The sequence below is a fragment of the Erwinia sp. GW821-FHT03D09 genome (assembly GCF_059420805.1).
This window is the reverse complement of record NZ_JBWKUK010000004.1, coordinates 48,363-66,021: the sequence shown is the minus strand read 5'-3', so window position 1 is coordinate 66,021 and position 17,659 is coordinate 48,363. Positions and strand designations below refer to the sequence as shown.

Here is a 17,659-nt window from a genome sequence, read left to right as displayed (position 1 = left end):
CTCTACCTCAAATAGCAGCGCGCAGCGCTTCGCGGATCAGAGTTTCGCAGTCAGCGTCGGGTTTGCCCACCTTGCTGACCATGCGGCTGGCTTCCTGAGGTTTATACCCCAGCGCCACCAGCGCAGCAACCGCTTCGCCTTCGGCATCATTGACCGCCGTATTCTGCACTTCGCTGGTCAGCGCAAACGGCGCATCGGTAGCGAACAAATCGCCGTGCATACCCTTGAAGCGGTCCTTCATCTCGACAACCAGACGCTCGGCGGTTTTCTTGCCAACGCCGGGCAGTTTCACCAGTGCGGCAATCTCTTCACGCTCAACGGCGGTAACAAACTGCTGTGCCGACATGCCGGAAAGGATGGCCAGCGCCAGTTTTGGCCCCACGCCGTTCACTTTAATCAGTTCACGAAACAGCGCGCGTTCCTGCTTGCTGTTAAAGCCAAACAGCAGCTGGGCATCTTCACGCACCACAAAATGGGTAAAGATAATCGCTTCATGATTCAGTTCAGGAAGCTCATAAAAACAGGTCATTGGCATTTGCACTTCATAGCCAACTCCGCTGGCTTCAATCAGCACCACAGGCGGCTGTTTTTCCAGAATGATGCCTCTCAGACGACCTATCACATTAGCTTCCTTCAGATAAGAATAGTGGGGATGAGTACAGGGATAAATGTTATAGCATAAAAAAGGCTGGATGGATATCCAGCCTAGGAGCGCAGTCGGCCGCGTGCCAGGGTGAGCTTACCTTCTGCAATTCGCGCAACGTTTTGGCTTAAATGGCAGTGGGTAATGGCGATAGCTAACGCATCGGCCGCATCGGCCTGCGGGTTGGCAGGCAGCTTCAGTAGCGTACGCACCATATGCTGTATCTGGCTTTTTTCGGCGCTGCCGATGCCGACCACGGTCTGCTTAACCTGACGAGCCGCATACTCAAACACCGGCAGGTCGTGGTTCACGGCGGCAACGATAGCCACGCCACGCGCCTGGCCCAGCTTAAGCGCCGAGTCGGCGTTTTTCGCCATAAACACCTGTTCAATGGCGAAAAAGTCCGGCTGAAACTGAGTGATGATTTCACTCACCCCGGCGTAAATCAGCTTGAGGCGCGGCGGCAAATCGGTGGAGCTGGTACGAATACAACCACTGCCCAGATAGGTAATCTGCCGCCCAACCTGGCGAACCACACCATAACCCGTGATCCGCGAACCGGGATCGATACCCAGAATAACCGTCATGTCGCGTTCCCCGGGTTGATGGTATTTTTACGATAACTCACAGCATACAGGATGCAGTGAGAAATCATAAGGTCGCCGCAACCTCATCAGAAATTTCACCGTTATGGTAAACTTCCTGCACATCGTCACAGTCTTCCAGCATATCGATCAGGCGCAGCAGCTTCGGTGCGGTTTCCGCATCCAGTTCGGCTTTGGTCGATGGGATCATAGTGACTTCAGCGCCTTCCGACTTGAGGCCAGTGGCGTCCAGAGCATCTTTAACCTGGCCCAGCACTTCCCAGGCGGTGAAGACGTCAATTGCACCGTCATCGTAGGTCACCACGTCGTCAGCACCGGCTTCCAGCGCCGCGTCCATCACTGCATCTTCTTCCAGGCCCGGAGCGTAAGAGATCACCCCTTTCTTGGTGAACAGATAGGCAACGGAGCCATCGGTCCCCAGGTTACCGCCGGTTTTGGTGAAGGCGTGACGCACTTCAGAAACGGTACGGTTACGGTTATCACTCAGGCACTCAACCATCACCGCGCTGCCGCCAGGACCGTAACCTTCATAAATGATGGTTTCCATGTTGCTGTCGTCATCGCCGCCCACGCCGCGTGCAATCGCACGGTTCATGGTATCGCGCGTCATGTTGTTTGCCAGCGCCTTATCCATCGCAGCACGCAAACGCGGGTTAGATCCTGCATCACCGCCGCCCAGTTTGGCAGCCGTCACCAGCTCACGAATAATTTTGGTAAAAATTTTACCGCGTTTAGCATCCTGAGCAGCCTTGCGGTGCTTGGTATTCGCCCACTTACTATGTCCTGCCATTTTACTCTTGTCTCCAAATTAACACCGGACAGGCTATCGTGCTGGCGATTTTCTCCCCTGGCAGTGCTCGCAATGCTCACGTACATGAGTACGCTCCGCTTTCTGCGCGCTGGCGGTGAAGAAACTCGCTGCGCCGATAACGCCTGAACGTTTGGTTAAGTTCAAAATATAAAAACAAAATTAGACTACAAATTCTTCAATTGCCTGGCGATTACTCCAGGACTTGGTAAGCGCAGCGGCCTCGGCTGGCGCAAGCCAGCGAAAGGCCAGATGCTCGCTCAACACGATGTCTCTTTCTGTCGGCAGCGCCAGGGTAAACCAGTGTTCGCGGTTATGAGTGATACCCGGCGCGTAGCGATGACGGAAGTGCGCAAAGATTTCAAATTCTATATGACGCTGGCGATCCACTAATGTGAACTGCCCGGCGTTAATATCAATTCCCGTCTCTTCCCACACTTCCCGCCGCGCGGTGTCTTCCCGGCTTTCGTCCGGCTCCTGACTGCCGGTAACCGACTGCCAGAAATCGACATCATCGCGCCGCTGCAGCATCAGCACCCGTCCGGTGTCCTGCGCATAAATCACCACCAGCACCGAAACCGGATGCTTAAACGTCATTATTCGCTCTCAGCCGGTTTTTCTTTTTTCACCACGTCAATACCCAACTCGGCGAGTGACGCCGGGTTAGCAAAGCTTGGCGCTTCGGTCATCAGACAGGCCGCAGCGGTGGTTTTCGGGAAGGCGATAACGTCACGGATATTTTCGGTGCCGGTCAGCAGCATGGTCAAACGATCCAGGCCGAAAGCCAGGCCGGCATGCGGAGGCGTACCAAACTTCAGCGCATCCAGCAGGAAGCCGAACTTCTCCCGCTGTTCCTTTTCAGCAATGCCGAGAATGCCAAATACGGTCTGCTGCATCAGGCCGTTGTGGATACGCACGGAACCGCCGCCCACTTCATAACCGTTGATCACCATATCGTAGGCGTTAGCGATAGCCGTTTCCGGTGCCGCTTTCAGCTCGTCCGGGGTCATCTCTTTCGGCGCGGTGAACGGATGGTGCATGGCGCTCAGGCCGCCCTCACCGTCTTCTTCGAACATTGGGAAGTCAATAACCCACAGCGGTTTCCACGCGGCTTCGTCGGTAATTTTCAGGTCCCGGCCCAGCTTCAGGCGCAGCGCACCCAGCGCATCGGTCACCACTTTGGCACTGTCGGCACCGAAGAAGATCATATCGCCGTCGGCGGCCTGAGTACGATCCAGAATAGCTTCAACGATCTCAGCGGTCAGGAACTTGGCAACCGGGCTGGTAATGCCTTCCAGGCCTTTCGCGCGTTCGTTGACCTTGAAGTAGGCCAGGCCTTTCGCGCCGTAGATTTCGATAAACTTGCCGTACTCATCAATCTGTTTACGGCTCAGCTGGGCTCCGCCCGGCACGCACAGTGCGGCAACGCGGCCTTTGGCATCGTTAGCCGGGCCGGAGAAGACTTTAAACTCCACGTCTTTCAGCAGATCGGCAACGTCCACCAGCTCCATCGGGTTACGCAGGTCCGGCTTATCGGAACCGTAGCGACGCATCGCTTCTGCGAAGGTCATCTGCGGGAAGTCGCCCAAATCAACGGACTTCACGTCCTGCCACATATCGCGCACCAGACGCTCCATGATCTCACGCACCTGTGGCGCGGTCATAAAGGAGGTTTCGACGTCGATCTGGGTGAATTCCGGCTGACGATCCGCGCGCAGGTCTTCATCACGGAAACATTTTACGATCTGATAGTAGCGATCGAAGCCGGACATCATCAGCAGCTGTTTAAACAGCTGTGGCGACTGCGGCAGCGCATAGAATTTACCTTTGTGGACGCGACTTGGCACCAGATAGTCACGCGCGCCTTCCGGCGTAGCTTTGGTCAGCATCGGCGTTTCAATATCCAGGAAGCCGTGATCGTCCATAAAGCGGCGAACAAAACTGGTGATCTTCGCACGGGTTTTCAGGCGATTTGCCATGTCCGGGCGGCGCAGATCCAGATAGCGATACTTGAGACGCGCTTCTTCGCTGTTAGTCTGGTTGGAATCCAGCGGCAGCGGCTCAGAGCGGTTGATGATGGTCAGGTCGGTGGCAAAGACTTCGATCTCACCGGTAGCCATATCGCTGTTTTTGTTTTTTTCGTCACGCGCACGCACAGTGCCGGTGATCTGAATACAGAATTCATTACGCAGCTCGGAAGCCTGGCGGAACGCATCCTGACGATCCGGGTCGAAGAACACTTGAACGATGCCTTCACGGTCACGCATATCAATAAAGATCAGGCTACCCAGATCGCGGCGGCGATTAACCCAGCCGCACAGTGTCACCTGCTGCCCTACATGAGACAGGTTGACCTGTCCACAATACTTAGTACGCATAACGATATCCTTTTAACTTCACCGCTGCGGGCACGGCATCTTAAAGAAAACCCGGCCCGGAGGGGGCTGCTGCCGCGAAAAATGGCGGCCATTATAATGGAAAACAGTGCACAGGATAAGTGCTGTCGAGAAGGCAAAGCGGCAGAAAAGCAGCAAGATGCGTTGATACCGGCTAAAGCGGTCAACAAAGCAACGGTCGCCGCGTTTAGCCGAAGAATCTTCGTGCTGAAATATCGGCAACCGCCCCGGTCGATGACATACACGTTAACAAATTCCCCCGCGCTCCCCACACAGTTATAGTCGCGCAGCAGGCACATTGCTTTGTATTCTTTCTGATTTCCCCCACTCTTCCGGAGAATCACGATGTTTAAACTTAACCCACAGACTACCGCGCTGGTACTTATCGATCTTCAGGAAGGTATTCTGCCCTTCGCCGGTGGCCCGCACAGTGCTGACACGGTGGTAGCCAAGGCCGCAATGCTGGCAGAAAAGTTCCGCGCGCTAAACGCACCGGTCGTGCTGGTTCGCGTGGGCTGGTCGGCCGATTTTGCCGAAGCGCTGAAACAGCCGGTGGATGCGGCCGCTCCGGGCGGCACGCTACCGGAAAACTGGTGGACCTTCCCACCCGCACTGGGCACGCAGCCCGGTGACATTCAGGTGACCAAACGCCAGTGGGGGGCCTTCTACGGCACCGATCTTGAGCTACAGCTGCGCCGCCGCGGTATCGATACCATTGTGCTTGGCGGCATCTCCACCAATATCGGCGTGGAATCCACCGCACGTAACGCGTGGGAGCTGGGCTTTAACCTGGTGATCGCCGAAGACATTTGCAGCGCCGGCAGCAGCGAGCAGCACCGCAGCAGCGTTGAATGGATCTTCCCGCGCATCGCCCGGGTTCGTCAGTCTGATGAAGTGATCGCCGCGCTGTAACCTGTCCGCGACCGGAGAGATCCGTTCCTGCCAGATTTGCACTCCGCCCGCCGCACCGCTACAGTCGCTCAATCAAAATGTAACAGGATTTATGATGACACCGCTCTATCTTGGGCTGCCGCAGTGGCAACATCCGCAGTGGAAAAAGCTGGGTATGGCCACGCTGGAAGATTACGCCCGCTATTTTAACTGCGTGGAGGGGAACACCACGCTGTACGCCCTGCCGCGCCCGGAGGTGGTTCAGCGCTGGCGTGCCATGACCCACGATGATTTCCGCTTCTGCTTCAAGTTTCCGGCCACCATCAGTCATCAGGCGGCGCTCAGGCAGTGCGGCGACTTAACGGCGGAGTTCTTCGCGCTGATGGCACCACTGGCCGGTCGCCTGGGCCAGTACTGGCTCCAGCTGCCCGCCGCCTTCTCTCCTGCCGATTTGCCCGCACTGTGGGCCTTTCTGGACTCGCTGCCCTCGGAGTTCCATTACGGGGTGGAAGTGCGGCATGCTGAATTTTTTACTAAAGGCGAAGCTGAACGCGCGCTCAACCGGGGGCTGCATCAGCGCGGCGTTAACCGGGTGATTCTGGATACCCGCGCGGTACACGCGGCAAAACCCTCTACTCCGGCCATCGTTGACGCGCAGCGGAAAAAACCCAAACTGCCGGTCCATGCGGTGATCACCGCCGGCGAGCCGATGATCAGGTTTATCGGCGGCGACAATCCGCAGGCGAATCTGCACGACTTCCGCGCCTGGCTTTCCCGTCTGCCGGAATGGTGCCAGACTACCCGTCCGTGGCTGTTTATTCATACTCCGGATATCGCCTTTGCCCCGGATCTGGTGCGCTATCTGTGGCCCGACCTGCAAAAAGCGCTACCACCGCTGGGGGATGTTCCCAACTGGCCGCAGCAGGAAACGCTATTCTGAGCAATTGGACAGCAGACGAGAAGACAGTCTTAACATTGCCCGCTATGATAGCCGCAAGATAATTCTTACATCATGGAGTGAGTCATGGTCAGCGCTCTCTACGTCGTTTTTGGTGCGTTGTTGATTATTAAATTTTCACTGGACGTGGTGCGGCTGCGCAGGCAATACCGCATATCGATTGGCGACGGTGGGGTATCGGATTTACAGCTGGCTATCCGCATCCACGGTAACGCCGTTGAGTATATTCCGCTGGCGGCACTGCTGCTGGTGGTCATGGAGATGAACGGTGCCGATATCTGGTTGATCCACCTGCTGGGGCTGTTTTTCTTCTTTGGCCGCCTGCTGCATGCCTGGGGGCTGCGCAGCCGGACGATGCTGTGGCGCCGCAACGGCATGATCCTGACTTTACTGACCCTGCTGGGGATGATTATCGTCAACCTGATCTTCCTGCCGTGGGACCTGGTACTGACTCTTCATTAACGATTTAATACGCCGCTGGCAGAAAAGATGCAGCCCGCATCGCTTTCTGCCAGAATATGCGCTTTCCGTTAGCTTCCTCCGGACTTACCACTATGTCTAACCGCGATACGCTGTTCTCAGCGCCCGTTGCCAAACTCGGCGACTGGACCTTTGACGAACGCGTTGCTGAAGTCTTTCCAGACATGATTCAGCGTTCCGTGCCCGGCTACTCCAACATTATTTCGATGATTGGTATGTTGGCCGAGCGATTTGTTCAGCCCGACACCCATGTCTACGATCTGGGCTGCTCGCTGGGCGCTGCCACGCTGTCAGTACGGCGTAACATTCAGGTCCCCGGCTGCAAAATCATTGCCGTAGACAACTCCCCGGCAATGGTCGAGCGCTGCCGCCGCCATATCGATGCCTTCCGCGCCGAGACGCCGGTAGAAGTGATTGAGGCCGATATCCGCCAGATCCCACTGGAAAATGCCTCGCTGGTGGTGCTGAACTTCACCCTGCAGTTCCTCGCGCCCGAAGAGCGTCAGCAGCTGTTAAACACCATTTATCAGGGGCTGAAGCCCGGCGGTGCGCTAGTGCTGTCGGAGAAGTTCAGCTTCGAAGATGCCGATGTTGGCGAACTGTTGTTCAACATGCACCACGACTTTAAGCGCGCCAACGGCTACAGCGAACTCGAAATCAGCCAGAAGCGCAGCATGCTGGAAAACGTGATGCTGACCGACAGCGTGGAAACCCATAAAGCGCGCCTGCGTCAGGCCGGTTTTCAGCACGCCGAAGTCTGGTTCCAGTGCTTTAACTTTGGCTCGCTGGTCGCACTGAAGGCGGGTGATGCCTGATGGATTTTGGAAACTTTTATCAGCTTATCGCCAAAGGCCCGCTGGCTCCGTGGCTCGAAACGCTGCCCGCGCAGATCGCCACCTGGCAACGTGAATCGCTGCACGGGCATTTCAAGAACTGGGATCGTTCGGTGGAATACCTGCCTTCACTGACGCCGGAAACGCTGGATCTGCTGCATAGCGTCACCGCCGACAGCAGCCAGCTGACCGAACGCCAGCGCGGTGGAATCGAAAAACTATTGCGCAATCTGATGCCGTGGCGCAAGGGCCCTTACTCGCTGTACGGCGTCAATATTGATACCGAATGGCGTTCAGACTGGAAGTGGCAGCGCGTTCTGCCGCATATTTCGCCGCTGGCCGGGCGCACGGTGCTGGATGTGGGCTGCGGCAGCGGCTATCACATGTGGCGCATGATCGGGGCCGGCGCCCATCTGGTGGTGGGCATTGACCCGATGCAGCTGTTCCTTTGCCAGTTCGAGGCGGTACGCAAGCTGTTAGGCGGCGATCAGCGCGCACATCTGCTGCCGCTTGGTATTGAACAACTTCCTGAACTGAAGGCATTTGATACCGTGTTTTCGATGGGCGTACTCTATCACCGCCGCTCCCCGCTCGATCACCTCTATCAGCTAAAAAACCAGCTGGTCAGCGGCGGCGAGCTGGTGTTGGAAACGCTGGTGATTGAAGGCGATGACCAACAGGTACTGGTACCGGGTGAGCGCTACGCGCAGATGCGCAACGTCTACTTCATTCCGACCACCGGCGCGTTAAAAAACTGGCTGGAGAAGTGCGGTTTTACTGACGTGCGCATTGCCGATTATTCGGTTACCAGTACCGACGAGCAGCGCCGCACCAGCTGGATGACCAGCGAATCACTGGCCGAATTTCTTGACCCCAACGATCTCACCAAAACCGTTGAAGGCTATCCGGCTCCGCTGCGTGCGGTGCTGGTGGCGACCAAACCCTGAGTGAATAACAGGCCCGCTCGGCGGGCCTGTCGCAGCACGCCGCACCGTTTCCGGCAATCCCTTCCCGCATTTACTCTGATCTGGCTCAATGCGAATGATAACTTTATCGGAAAGCATATTTTTCAATAACATTACAATTGCCAAAACGTTACGGTAGTGGACAGAAACAATTTCATTCACCTGAACGGAGTATCTGGTAAGAGTAAATTTGTTTTTTCTTCCCCGCGTAAATATATCCAGGGCGCAGGCATGATTACCCAGCTGGGTGAAAATCTTGCCGACCTCGGCAGTAGCGCATTCATCGTCGCCGATAAGATCGTCTGGGGGCTGATCGGCAAGCAGGTTCGGGAATCCCTGGCCGCCAGCCACGTTGAGTTTCACTATGAAGAGTTCAACGGCGAAGCCTCCAGCAACGGAATCACCCGCCTCGCCAAACTGGCGAAAAGCAGCGGCACCGCCGTGGTAGTTGGTCTTGGCGGCGGGAAAACCCTCGATACGGTGAAAGCCGTTGCCGACGAGCTGAAACAGCCCGTCGCCATCGTGCCCACCGTCGCCTCTACCGATGCACCGTGCTGTCGGTGATCTACACCGACAGCGGCGTATTCGAAATACGTGCGCTTCTATCGCGCCATTAACATGCCGACCACGCTAAAAGAGCTGCATCTCGACAATGCCAGTTGGGAAAGCCTGTTAAAAATCGGTGAACTGGCCAACAGCGATGGCGATACGCTGAAAAACCTTAACCCGAACCTGAGCGCCGAAGATATCGCCAATGCCATTCTGGCCGTTGATACGTTCAGCCAGTCGGTGAAATAACCCTGCCCGGGACCGGTCTTACGGCTGGTCCCAGTATTCATAGCGGCTCGCGGCGGCGATATTGCGCCGGAACATGCCCACCGCCGACACTTCCATCTCCCGCGAATAGCTCAGCGTACAGTTTCCACGCTCGTCCCACAGCTGGCATTCGTCCAGCGTCGTGGTGGCGCTAAACGGGTTATATTCGCGGATATTCACCCCCAGCTCGCGCCCCTGCTTATCATAATTCCACTGAATAGTACTGCGTTCAGACCCTGACGACACCAGCTGATTTTTATCATTCCAGCGATAGAGATATTCGCCGTTACTGCTGTTGTCCGTCCCGCGGGCAACGCTGCGGATCAGCCGGTCACGGCGGTCATAATCGTTGACCGTCTCCGTGAAGCCCTCTTCTCCCTGCATCACAAACTGCTCGGATGCGCTGGTAATGCTGCCATTCCGCCCGGCGAAATAGAGTGTGGTGCCCTGCTTATGGTGCAGCACCGCTTCAGCGTCATCACGCAGGGCGAAGACGGTAATCTCGTAGCGCGCCTGCCAGCCGACACTGACCCGTTCTATTTTCATATCGAGCTTGAATCGGGTATTGGCGTCCTGCTTGTCGTAGCTGATATCGGCCTGTGTCAGCACGCCGCAGCGATCAAACTTTCCCAGCATGCGCTTTTGCTGATCGACATCTTTACCGAACTCACCGACGATAAACTGTTTCATCGGCCCTTTGGCCGTGCCGCCAAGCAGCAGCAGATTATTGTTGTCATTTATTTGCTGCTGATTAACCGCACAGCGGGGAAGCTGGACTTTCGTTTTGTTTGTCGCCGCAGTGGCCGTTTGCATAACCAGTAAACCTGATATTAAGACCAGGACACAGCTCGTCTTCCTCGTTCTCATCACGACTCTCGCAACAGTCTGAAAATCCATAGGGATAAGTGTATAAGCAACCGCCTTATATCGGCATTGCCATGATGCTTAAACGGCAAAAAAAACCCCAACAAATCATGCTGGGGTCTGGTACTTGCAAACATCACGTCAGGGTTCGGCGTGCTGCGCGGCAAAATCTTTTATCATCAGGCGACTCGTATCGGTGAACCCAGAGTGATAACGCTTTTCATGGCTTCTACTACGTCACCATCGACCACACTGCGGCTGAACTCATCGTTTTCAGCCTCGGAACACATAGAAACACCGGCTTTACGGTAGCGCATCGGTGATGAAATTCGCTGGCTGGCAGAACTGTGCAGTTCAGTAATACCCGCATCAATAAACTTCTGTAAATTGCTTAAGCGTACTCCCGCACCTGCCATGATTTTTGGACCTTGAGTAATACGAGTTAGTTCCCTTAATAACGGTAATCCGCTTTCGGCACTTTGCTGCTGACCAGAAGTCAGTATCCTTGCCACACCCAAATCCGTAAGCTGTTCAAGCGCCATCAGCGGGCTGTGGCAGAGATCGAACGCACGGTGAAAGGTGACGTCCATCCCGGTGCATAAAGGCATTATTTGCAACATGCGCGTCAGATCGATATGTCCGTCGAGATCCAAAAATCCCACCACTACGCCGGGGAAACCCAGCTCGCGGATAAAAGCGATATCCGATTTAATCTGCTCAAATTCAGTGACACTGTAACAAAAATCCCCACTGCGCGGACGTACAATTGGATGAACCGGTATGGACACGTGCTCTCTTGCGGCCATCAGTGTTCCCGCTGACGGCGTTAATCCCCCCTCAGCAGGGGACGCGCAAAGCTCTATTCGATCGGCACCAGCTTGCTCCGCTACCCGTGCGCAATCCACCCCATAGCAGCATACTTCCAGTTTTTGCATTCCATTCTCCTGTTAATTACTGCTGGCTGGTTGTTTATTCACAGACAGATCTCTAGTCTGGCGTGAAGCAATACTGATTTATATTTTAACGGGAATCATTAGCATGGCATTCGATTTTGACCAACGGATAGACCGCCGTCACAGCGATAGTCTTAAATGGCGAAAATATGGTGATCGGGATATCCTTCCGCTGTGGGTGGCCGATACCGATTTTCGTTCGGCAGACTGCATTACGGCAGCACTTCAGCAGCGTGTTGCCCATGGTGTGTTCGGTTACGGTTTTCCGCCGGAAGCGCTGATCGAAGTCGTTATTGAGCGCATGGCACGTCGCTATGGATGGCAGATCCAGCCGGAATGGCTGGTATTTTTACCCGGCGTCGTTTGCGGCCTTAATCTGTGCGTGCGGGCATTTACCTCGCCGCAGGAAAGCACCCTCGCCCCGACGCCGATCTATCCCCCATTCCGCCAGGCGGCAAAACTCGCCAACCGCGCACAGCTGAATATTCCTCTGCGACTGCAGGAGCAGCGCTGGGTGCTGGATCTGGACGCGCAGGAATCGCAGCTGAACGGCACTGAAAAACTGCTGATGCTCTGCAATCCGCAAAACCCCGGCGGTACGGTGTATCGCCGCGAAGAGCTCGAAGCACAGCTGCGTTTCGCCCAGCGCCATAACCTGATCGTTTGTTCAGATGAAATTCACTGCGATCTGCTGCTGGAGCCCGGCGCAAAGCATATTCCGTTCGCCAGCCTCAGCGAAGATGCCGCTCAGCGATCCATTACCCTGATGTCGCCGTCAAAAACCTTCAATATTGCCGGGCTGGGTGCGTCGGTAGCGATTATTCCTAATCGCGAACTGCGCGAGCATTTTTCCCGGGAGCGCAAAGGCATGGTGCCGGATGTTGACGTGCTGGCCTACGTCGCCGCTACCGCCGCCTGGCGCGACGGACAGCCGTGGCTTGACGAAATGCTGGGCTATCTGAAGCGCAACCGCGATACGCTGGTCAATCACATTAACACCCTGCCGGCGCTGAGCATGGTGTCACCGGAAGGCAGCTACCTCGGCTGGATCGATGCAGGAAAGCTGGACGTCGCCAACCCGCAGCAGTTCTTTGAACGCCACGGGCTGGGATTCAGTGCCGGAGGGGATTTTGGTGACGAGAACTTTGTGCGCATTAATTTCGGCTGCCATCGTCTGCTGCTGGATGAGGCGCTGCGCCGCATCACGCTGGCGGTGTCTTCGCACAGTCAGGCAGACTGGTAAAACAGAGAGCCGAGCTGGTGAACCGGAAACGTCACCATCTCAGGTTAATTAATGCTGCCCGCGGCCGATCGCAGCATTTGCCGGGGCGGTTAACCCGATCGGTTTCAACTGACTTCGCTGGCGACGATCTCTTTCAGGCTCCACGGATGGAACTTGATGGTCACCTGGCCGTCGGTCACCGCCAGCGTTGGATTCGGCAGGCGTTCCCCTTCCCCTTTCGGCGCACTGCTTTTCACCGAAATGCCCTGTTGAATCAGCCCGTCATCCGCCATTAACGCCAGCGCGCGCGAACCCAGCTGTGCCTCGTCGCCGCGCAGGACGATCTCAACGTGCTCCCAGCCTTCGTGGCGATACAGTTTTGCGCCCGGCCACGGCAGTTCGATCACGCTAATCTGCCACGGGCCAACGGCCAGAGGCGTATGGAGTTCAAACAGCGCAATCGGCCTGCCGGCAATCTCCTTTTCGGAGAACAGCGTACCGCACTGTAAAAGTCCCTGCTTCCAGCGCTCGGCGGTAGTGTTCTGATGGCAGCGGACCGCAATATGGTCGGCCTCCAGAGTAGTAAGATCCAGGCCAAGGCGGCCAGCAAGATGGCTAAGGGCATTAACGAAACGCGCCAAATCTACGCTTAAATCCTGCAGTTCGGGCTGAGTAGTAATATCGGTCATCTGAAAAATCCCTGGTTACGGCTCTGGCCACGCTATGAAGGCATCTGGCGCAGAGTACGCTTTCTGTGGTTGCAGCGTATGTTACCCGAAAAGACGACAAAAACTCACCCCGTCATCGCGTTAAGGTTCCTGGAAAAACCGGCGCTAAATGCAGTATACTTCCCCCCTTGTTTTTTTAACGGCGCTGCCTCGGGTGCATTTGCCCTCGCAGGCGGCGTTGCGATCGCGGCGCGCACCCTTTGCGTGTGGGCATCTTCAGCATAATTAAGGTAACTCGGTGAATATTCAGGCCCTTCTCTCAGAAAAAGTCAGTCAGGCGATGATCGCAGTGGGTGCTCCAGCGGACTGCGAGCCTCAGGTGCGTCAGTCAGCCAAAGTGCAGTTTGGTGATTATCAGGCAAACGGCATGATGGCCGTGGCTAAATCACTGGGCATGCCGCCACGACAACTGGCAGAAAAGGTTCTGGAACAGCTGGATCTGAGCGGCATTGCCCGTAAGGTTGAGATTGCCGGTCCTGGCTTTATCAATATTTTTCTCGAACCCGCCTGGCTGGCCCAGCAGGTAGACAGCGTGCTGGCCGCGCCAAAGCTGGGTGTGGCTGACGTTAAGCCGCAGACCATCGTTATCGACTATTCCGCGCCAAATGTGGCAAAAGAGATGCACGTCGGTCACGTGCGTTCCACCATCATTGGTGATGCCGCGGTGCGTACGCTGGAGTTCCTCGGCCACAATGTCATCCGCGCTAACCACGTGGGCGACTGGGGCACGCAGTTCGGCATGCTGATCGCTTTCCTGGAAAAACAGCAGAACGAACATCATGAAGATATCGCGCTGGCCGATCTGGAAGCCTTCTATCGCGAAGCGAAACGTACCTATGACGAAGACCCGGCGTTTGCCGAGCGTGCACGTGGCTACGTGGTGAAACTGCAGGGCGGCGACGAATACTGCCGCGCCATGTGGAAAAAGCTGGTCGATATCACCATGTCGCAGAACCAGCTGATTTATGACCGCATGAACGTGACCCTGACGCGCAAAGATGTGATGGGTGAAAGCCTGTATAACGACATGCTGCCAGGCATCGTTGCCGACCTGAAAGCGAAAGGCATGGCGGTAGAGAGTGAAGGTGCCACCGTCGTATTCCTTGATGAGTATAAAAACAAGGAAGGCGAACCGATGGGCGTGATCATCCAGAAAAAGGATGGCGGCTACCTGTACACCACCACCGATATCGCCTGCGCCAAATACCGTTATGAAACCCTGCATGCCGACCGCGTGCTGTACTACATCGATTCCCGCCAGCATCAGCACCTGATGCAGGCCTGGACGATCGTGCGCAAAGCGGGCTACGTGCCGGATTCCGTGCCGCTGGAACACCATATGTTCGGCATGATGCTGGGCAAAGACGGCAAGCCGTTCAAAACCCGCGCGGGCGGTACCATCAAGCTTTCCGACCTGCTGGATGAAGCGGTGGATCGCGCTACCAAACTGGTTGCGGAAAAGAACCCGGATATGCCAGAAGATGAGCTAAACAAGCTGGCGAACATTGTGGGTATCGGCGCCGTAAAATACGCGGATCTGTCGAAAAGCCGCACCACCGACTACATCTTCGACTGGGACAACATGCTGGCGTTTGAGGGCAACACCGCGCCGTATATGCAGTATGCCTACACCCGCGTGCTGTCGGTGTTCCGCAAAGCGGGCATCGACGAGAACGGCATCAGCGGCACAACGCTGATCGCTGAAGATCGTGAAGCCGCGCTGGCCGTTCGACTGCTGCAGTTCGAAGAAACCATCACCCAGGTGGCTCGCGACGGTACGCCGCACGTGATGTGCGCCTATCTGTACGATCTGGCCGGCCTGTTCTCGGGCTTCTACGAACACTGCCCGATCCTCAGCGCGGAAGATGAAGCCACTAAGCAGGGCCGTCTGCGCCTGGCGCTGCTGACGGCTAAAACGCTGAAGCAGGGTCTGGATACGCTGGGTATTGAAACCGTAGAACGTATGTAAACTGTGCGCGGCGGCAGGCCCGTTATACCTGCCGTCCTGTAGCAAAAAAACCCAGCCGGATTCAACCGGCTGGGGTTTTTTATGGCTTACCGGTCAGGCGAGTCGGGTGAAGCTCACCACCTTCTTTTCTTCACTCTCCTGCTCGCTGCGCGGCTTCAGCGCCTTAAGATCCTGCAGATAGCTTTTACGCCAGTGGGAAATGTCATTTTGCCGCAGCACCGCCATCATGTCGTTGTAGCGTGAAATACGCTCGGTGCGCGACATGGTCAACGCGCGGTCCAGCGCGGCTGCCACTTCATCGCGGTCGTAAGGATTAACGATTAACGCCGAGGTCAGTTCGTTTGCCGCACCGGCAAAGCGTGACAGCACCAGCACGCCGGGGTCGTCCGGGTCCTGTGCGGCAACGTACTCTTTTGCCACCAGATTCATACCGTCTCGCAACGGCGTGACCAGGCCAATATCGGTCAGGCGGAAGATCTTCATCAGCAAACGACGGTCAAAATGCTGATTCAGATAGTAGAGCGGGGTCCAGCCCAGGGTACCATATTTACCGTTGATCCGCCCTGCTTCGGTTTCCAGCTGGTGGCGAATATCCTGATAGGCCTGCACGTCACCGCGTGAAGTCGGGGCAATCTGCGAGTAGCGAATTTTCCCACGATGCTGCGGGAAGTTTTCCAGCAGCGCTTCATAGGCAAGGAAACGTTCCGGCAGACCTTTAGAGTAATCCAGCCGCTCGCAGGCGATAATATTCTGCGCATCGCCGAGATCCTTCTTCATCGCCACCATTTTCGGCGGCAGCGGGCCTTCAGCCATCTCTTTAATACTGTCCGGCTCTATCCCGATAGGATACACCTCGGTAGCAAAGCGATTGCCGAAGGCACGATGCTGTTTCCCCTCGGTTTGTAGCGAAGTCAGCAGAGAGACACACTCCAGAAACGCAATACGGTCGCTTTCAGTCTGGAAGCCCAGCAGATCGTAGTCGCACATCATCTCCAGCAGTTCGGCATGGGGCGGCAGCGCGTTGAAAATTTCCGGCGTCGGGAACGGAATATGTAAGAAGAAACCAATGCGGTTAGCCACCCCAAGTGCTCGCAGCTCGGCGGCAAACGGCAACAGATGATAGTCATGTATCCACAGTACGTCATTCGGCTTCAGCAGCGGCATCAGGCGCTGTGCCAGCAGTTTATTCACCCGGCTGTAGCCTTCCCAGGCTTCACGCTGAAAATTAACCAGATCCAGACGATAGTGAAAGGCAGGCCACAGCACCGCATTGGAAAATTGCAGATAGTAAAGATCGTAATCATTTTGATTCAGGCCAAACGACGCGTAGGTGATACCGTCGTGCTCCAGCATCGACAGCTCATCATCATCTTCCCCGATCTCGTTAATGTTACCGTTCCAACCGAACCAGACGCCGCCGGTGGTTTTCAGTGCATCAACGATGCCCACCGTTAAACCTCCGGCGCTAACCTTACTGCCATCGGGAACAGCAATTCGATTCGATACGACCACTAAACGACTCATAACGTTTCACTCCTTACCGACGCCTGCGCGCCCTGATCTAATTTTAATCTTGTGAGTTCCAGCCAGTGCCAGACCGCGCTAACATCCGGCAAATAGCCGCGTGCTTCGCTGGTGCCTGCACCCACCTTCACGGAAACGCCCTCCATTGCGTTAACAACCTTAAATCCGGCCTCATCAGTTAAATCATCTCCGACGAATACCGGGATGCGCCCCAAAAACGGGGGCTGCTTCATAAAGTACTTGATTGCGGCACCTTTGCTGACGCCGTCCGGCTTCAGTTCAATGACGCATTTTCCCGGCTGCTGAACCAGCTCAGGAAAGCGGGCAACCAGCCCCTCCGCCAGTTGCTGAATGGCCTGCTGATGCTCCGGTGCCCGCCGGTAATGCAGCGCAAACGCCATGCCTTTGCTTTCCAACTGGGTTCCGGGCAGCGCGGCAATAGCCGGTTCCAGTTCGGCGGTCAACAGGCCAACCGTCTCAGGTGACAGGGCGATGCGATTGATATTCCCCTCGCCATCGCGCCTTTCGGCACCGTGTACGCCCGCCAACGGCAGTACAAGCGGCTCCACCAGTGCATCCAGCTCCCGCATCGGTCGTCCGGAAATCAGCGCCAGCGCGCCGTTGCAGTGGCTGGCCAGCCGCGCCAGATTATCGCGCACCGGGTCCGGGACAGAGACATCCTCAGGCCGCGATTTAATCGCCGCCAGGGTACCATCCACATCAAAAAAGAACGCATAACGTGCCGGTTCCAGTGGGGGAACGAATTCTGTTTTGCTCACACATTCCTCCTGATTAGGCATAGGGAAACCATTCGCGCGAGAAGGGGAAAACTCAGTGAAATTGTGATCGTCGGGCAGGATAAAAATGGCCTGAATGGAGGTAATTCTCGACTACGGTGTTTCTCTCCCTGATAGAAATCAGACTCTGTGCGATGGAGTACTACCCTCATCCCCGACGTCCCTCAATGCGCATAACGTCAGCATTCAGTATAGTCAGAGATCGGG

At 56.0% G+C, this 17,659-nt stretch carries 17 protein-coding genes and 1 pseudogene; 8 read left to right on the top strand and 10 right to left on the bottom strand.

The window, feature by feature from the left end; genetic code table 11:
* Window positions 1-7: 7 nt before the first annotated feature.
* The 5 genes from ruvA to aspS all read right to left on the bottom strand — a co-directional run bounded on the left by ruvA (window position 8) and on the right by aspS (window position 4,434).
* Window positions 8-622: a Holliday junction branch migration protein RuvA gene (gene ruvA, locus AC07U6_RS04865; RefSeq protein WP_494762957.1), complete on the bottom strand. Its 615-nt coding sequence runs from the start codon at window positions 620-622 to the stop codon at window positions 8-10.
* An 83-nt stretch (window positions 623-705) separates the two neighbouring features.
* On the bottom strand, window positions 706-1,230 hold the full coding sequence (gene ruvC / locus AC07U6_RS04860; RefSeq protein ID WP_494762958.1) for a crossover junction endodeoxyribonuclease RuvC: 525 nt from the start codon (window positions 1,228-1,230) through the stop codon (window positions 706-708).
* Window positions 1,231-1,294: 64 nt separating this feature from the next.
* Window positions 1,295-2,038 carry a YebC/PmpR family DNA-binding transcriptional regulator gene (locus tag AC07U6_RS04855; RefSeq protein ID WP_105594263.1) on the bottom strand — a complete coding sequence of 248 codons (744 nt, stop codon included), beginning with the start codon at window positions 2,036-2,038 and terminating at the stop codon, window positions 1,295-1,297.
* 180 nt (window positions 2,039-2,218) lie between these two features.
* A complete protein-coding gene (gene nudB / locus AC07U6_RS04850; RefSeq protein ID WP_494762959.1) occupies window positions 2,219-2,653 on the bottom strand; it encodes a dihydroneopterin triphosphate diphosphatase in 435 nt (144 codons plus the stop codon).
* A complete protein-coding gene (gene aspS / locus AC07U6_RS04845; protein ID WP_494762960.1) occupies window positions 2,653-4,434 on the bottom strand; it encodes an aspartate--tRNA ligase in 1,782 nt (593 codons plus the stop codon). Before aspS ends, nudB begins: the two co-directional genes overlap by 1 nt.
* A 363-nt stretch (window positions 4,435-4,797) precedes the next feature.
* On the opposite strand from aspS, the gene AC07U6_RS04840 reads away from it, so the two are divergent.
* From AC07U6_RS04840 to AC07U6_RS04815, 6 genes and pseudogenes are all read left to right on the top strand, one after another.
* Complete coding sequence (locus AC07U6_RS04840; protein ID WP_494762961.1) at window positions 4,798-5,364, top strand: hydrolase; 567 nt, start codon at window positions 4,798-4,800, stop codon at window positions 5,362-5,364.
* 94 nt (window positions 5,365-5,458) lie between these two features.
* Complete coding sequence (locus AC07U6_RS04835) at window positions 5,459-6,283, top strand: DUF72 domain-containing protein (protein WP_494764503.1); 825 nt, start codon at window positions 5,459-5,461, stop codon at window positions 6,281-6,283.
* Window positions 6,284-6,367: 84 nt separating this feature from the next.
* Window positions 6,368-6,763, top strand: a complete 396-nt coding sequence (locus AC07U6_RS04830; protein WP_494762962.1) for an MAPEG family protein — start codon at window positions 6,368-6,370, stop codon at window positions 6,761-6,763.
* A 92-nt stretch (window positions 6,764-6,855) separates the two neighbouring features.
* Window positions 6,856-7,596 carry a carboxy-S-adenosyl-L-methionine synthase CmoA gene (cmoA, locus tag AC07U6_RS04825; RefSeq protein WP_494762963.1) on the top strand — a complete coding sequence of 247 codons (741 nt, stop codon included), beginning with the start codon at window positions 6,856-6,858 and terminating at the stop codon, window positions 7,594-7,596.
* Window positions 7,596-8,561: a tRNA 5-methoxyuridine(34)/uridine 5-oxyacetic acid(34) synthase CmoB gene (gene cmoB, locus AC07U6_RS04820; RefSeq protein ID WP_494762964.1), complete on the top strand. Its 966-nt coding sequence runs from the start codon at window positions 7,596-7,598 to the stop codon at window positions 8,559-8,561. The genes cmoA and cmoB overlap by 1 nt, the downstream gene beginning before the upstream one ends.
* A gap of 180 nt (window positions 8,562-8,741) precedes the next feature.
* Window positions 8,742-9,377: pseudogene (locus AC07U6_RS04815) on the top strand (iron-containing alcohol dehydrogenase).
* An 18-nt stretch (window positions 9,378-9,395) separates the two neighbouring features.
* Here AC07U6_RS04815 and AC07U6_RS04810 read toward each other — a convergent pair.
* The gene (locus tag AC07U6_RS04810) at window positions 9,396-10,208 is read right to left on the bottom strand and encodes a hypothetical protein (protein WP_494762965.1); all 813 of its coding nucleotides are present in this window, start codon (window positions 10,206-10,208) and stop codon (window positions 9,396-9,398) included.
* 230 nt (window positions 10,209-10,438) lie between these two features.
* Entirely contained in the window at window positions 10,439-11,194 is a 756-nt protein-coding gene (cutC, locus tag AC07U6_RS04805; protein ID WP_494762966.1) for a copper homeostasis protein CutC, read from the bottom strand.
* 103 nt (window positions 11,195-11,297) lie between these two features.
* Here cutC and AC07U6_RS04800 point away from each other — a divergent pair, with 103 nt between their 5' ends.
* On the top strand, window positions 11,298-12,455 hold the full coding sequence (locus tag AC07U6_RS04800; RefSeq protein ID WP_494762967.1) for a MalY/PatB family protein: 1,158 nt from the start codon (window positions 11,298-11,300) through the stop codon (window positions 12,453-12,455).
* A 104-nt stretch (window positions 12,456-12,559) separates the two neighbouring features.
* On the opposite strand, the gene AC07U6_RS04795 is transcribed toward AC07U6_RS04800, so the two are convergent.
* Window positions 12,560-13,123, bottom strand: a complete 564-nt coding sequence (locus AC07U6_RS04795) for a VOC family protein (RefSeq protein ID WP_494762968.1) — start codon at window positions 13,121-13,123, stop codon at window positions 12,560-12,562.
* A 277-nt stretch (window positions 13,124-13,400) separates the two neighbouring features.
* On the opposite strand from AC07U6_RS04795, the gene argS reads away from it, so the two are divergent.
* Window positions 13,401-15,131, top strand: a complete 1,731-nt coding sequence (argS, locus tag AC07U6_RS04790) for an arginine--tRNA ligase (RefSeq protein WP_494762969.1) — start codon at window positions 13,401-13,403, stop codon at window positions 15,129-15,131.
* A gap of 93 nt (window positions 15,132-15,224) precedes the next feature.
* Here argS and otsA read toward each other — a convergent pair whose 3' ends face one another.
* Window positions 15,225-16,655, bottom strand: a complete 1,431-nt coding sequence (gene otsA / locus AC07U6_RS04785; protein WP_494762970.1) for an alpha,alpha-trehalose-phosphate synthase — start codon at window positions 16,653-16,655, stop codon at window positions 15,225-15,227.
* A complete protein-coding gene (otsB, locus tag AC07U6_RS04780) occupies window positions 16,652-17,455 on the bottom strand; it encodes a trehalose-phosphatase (RefSeq protein WP_494762971.1) in 804 nt (267 codons plus the stop codon). The genes otsA and otsB overlap by 4 nt, the downstream gene beginning before the upstream one ends.
* Between the last annotated feature and the right edge of the window lie 204 nt (window positions 17,456-17,659).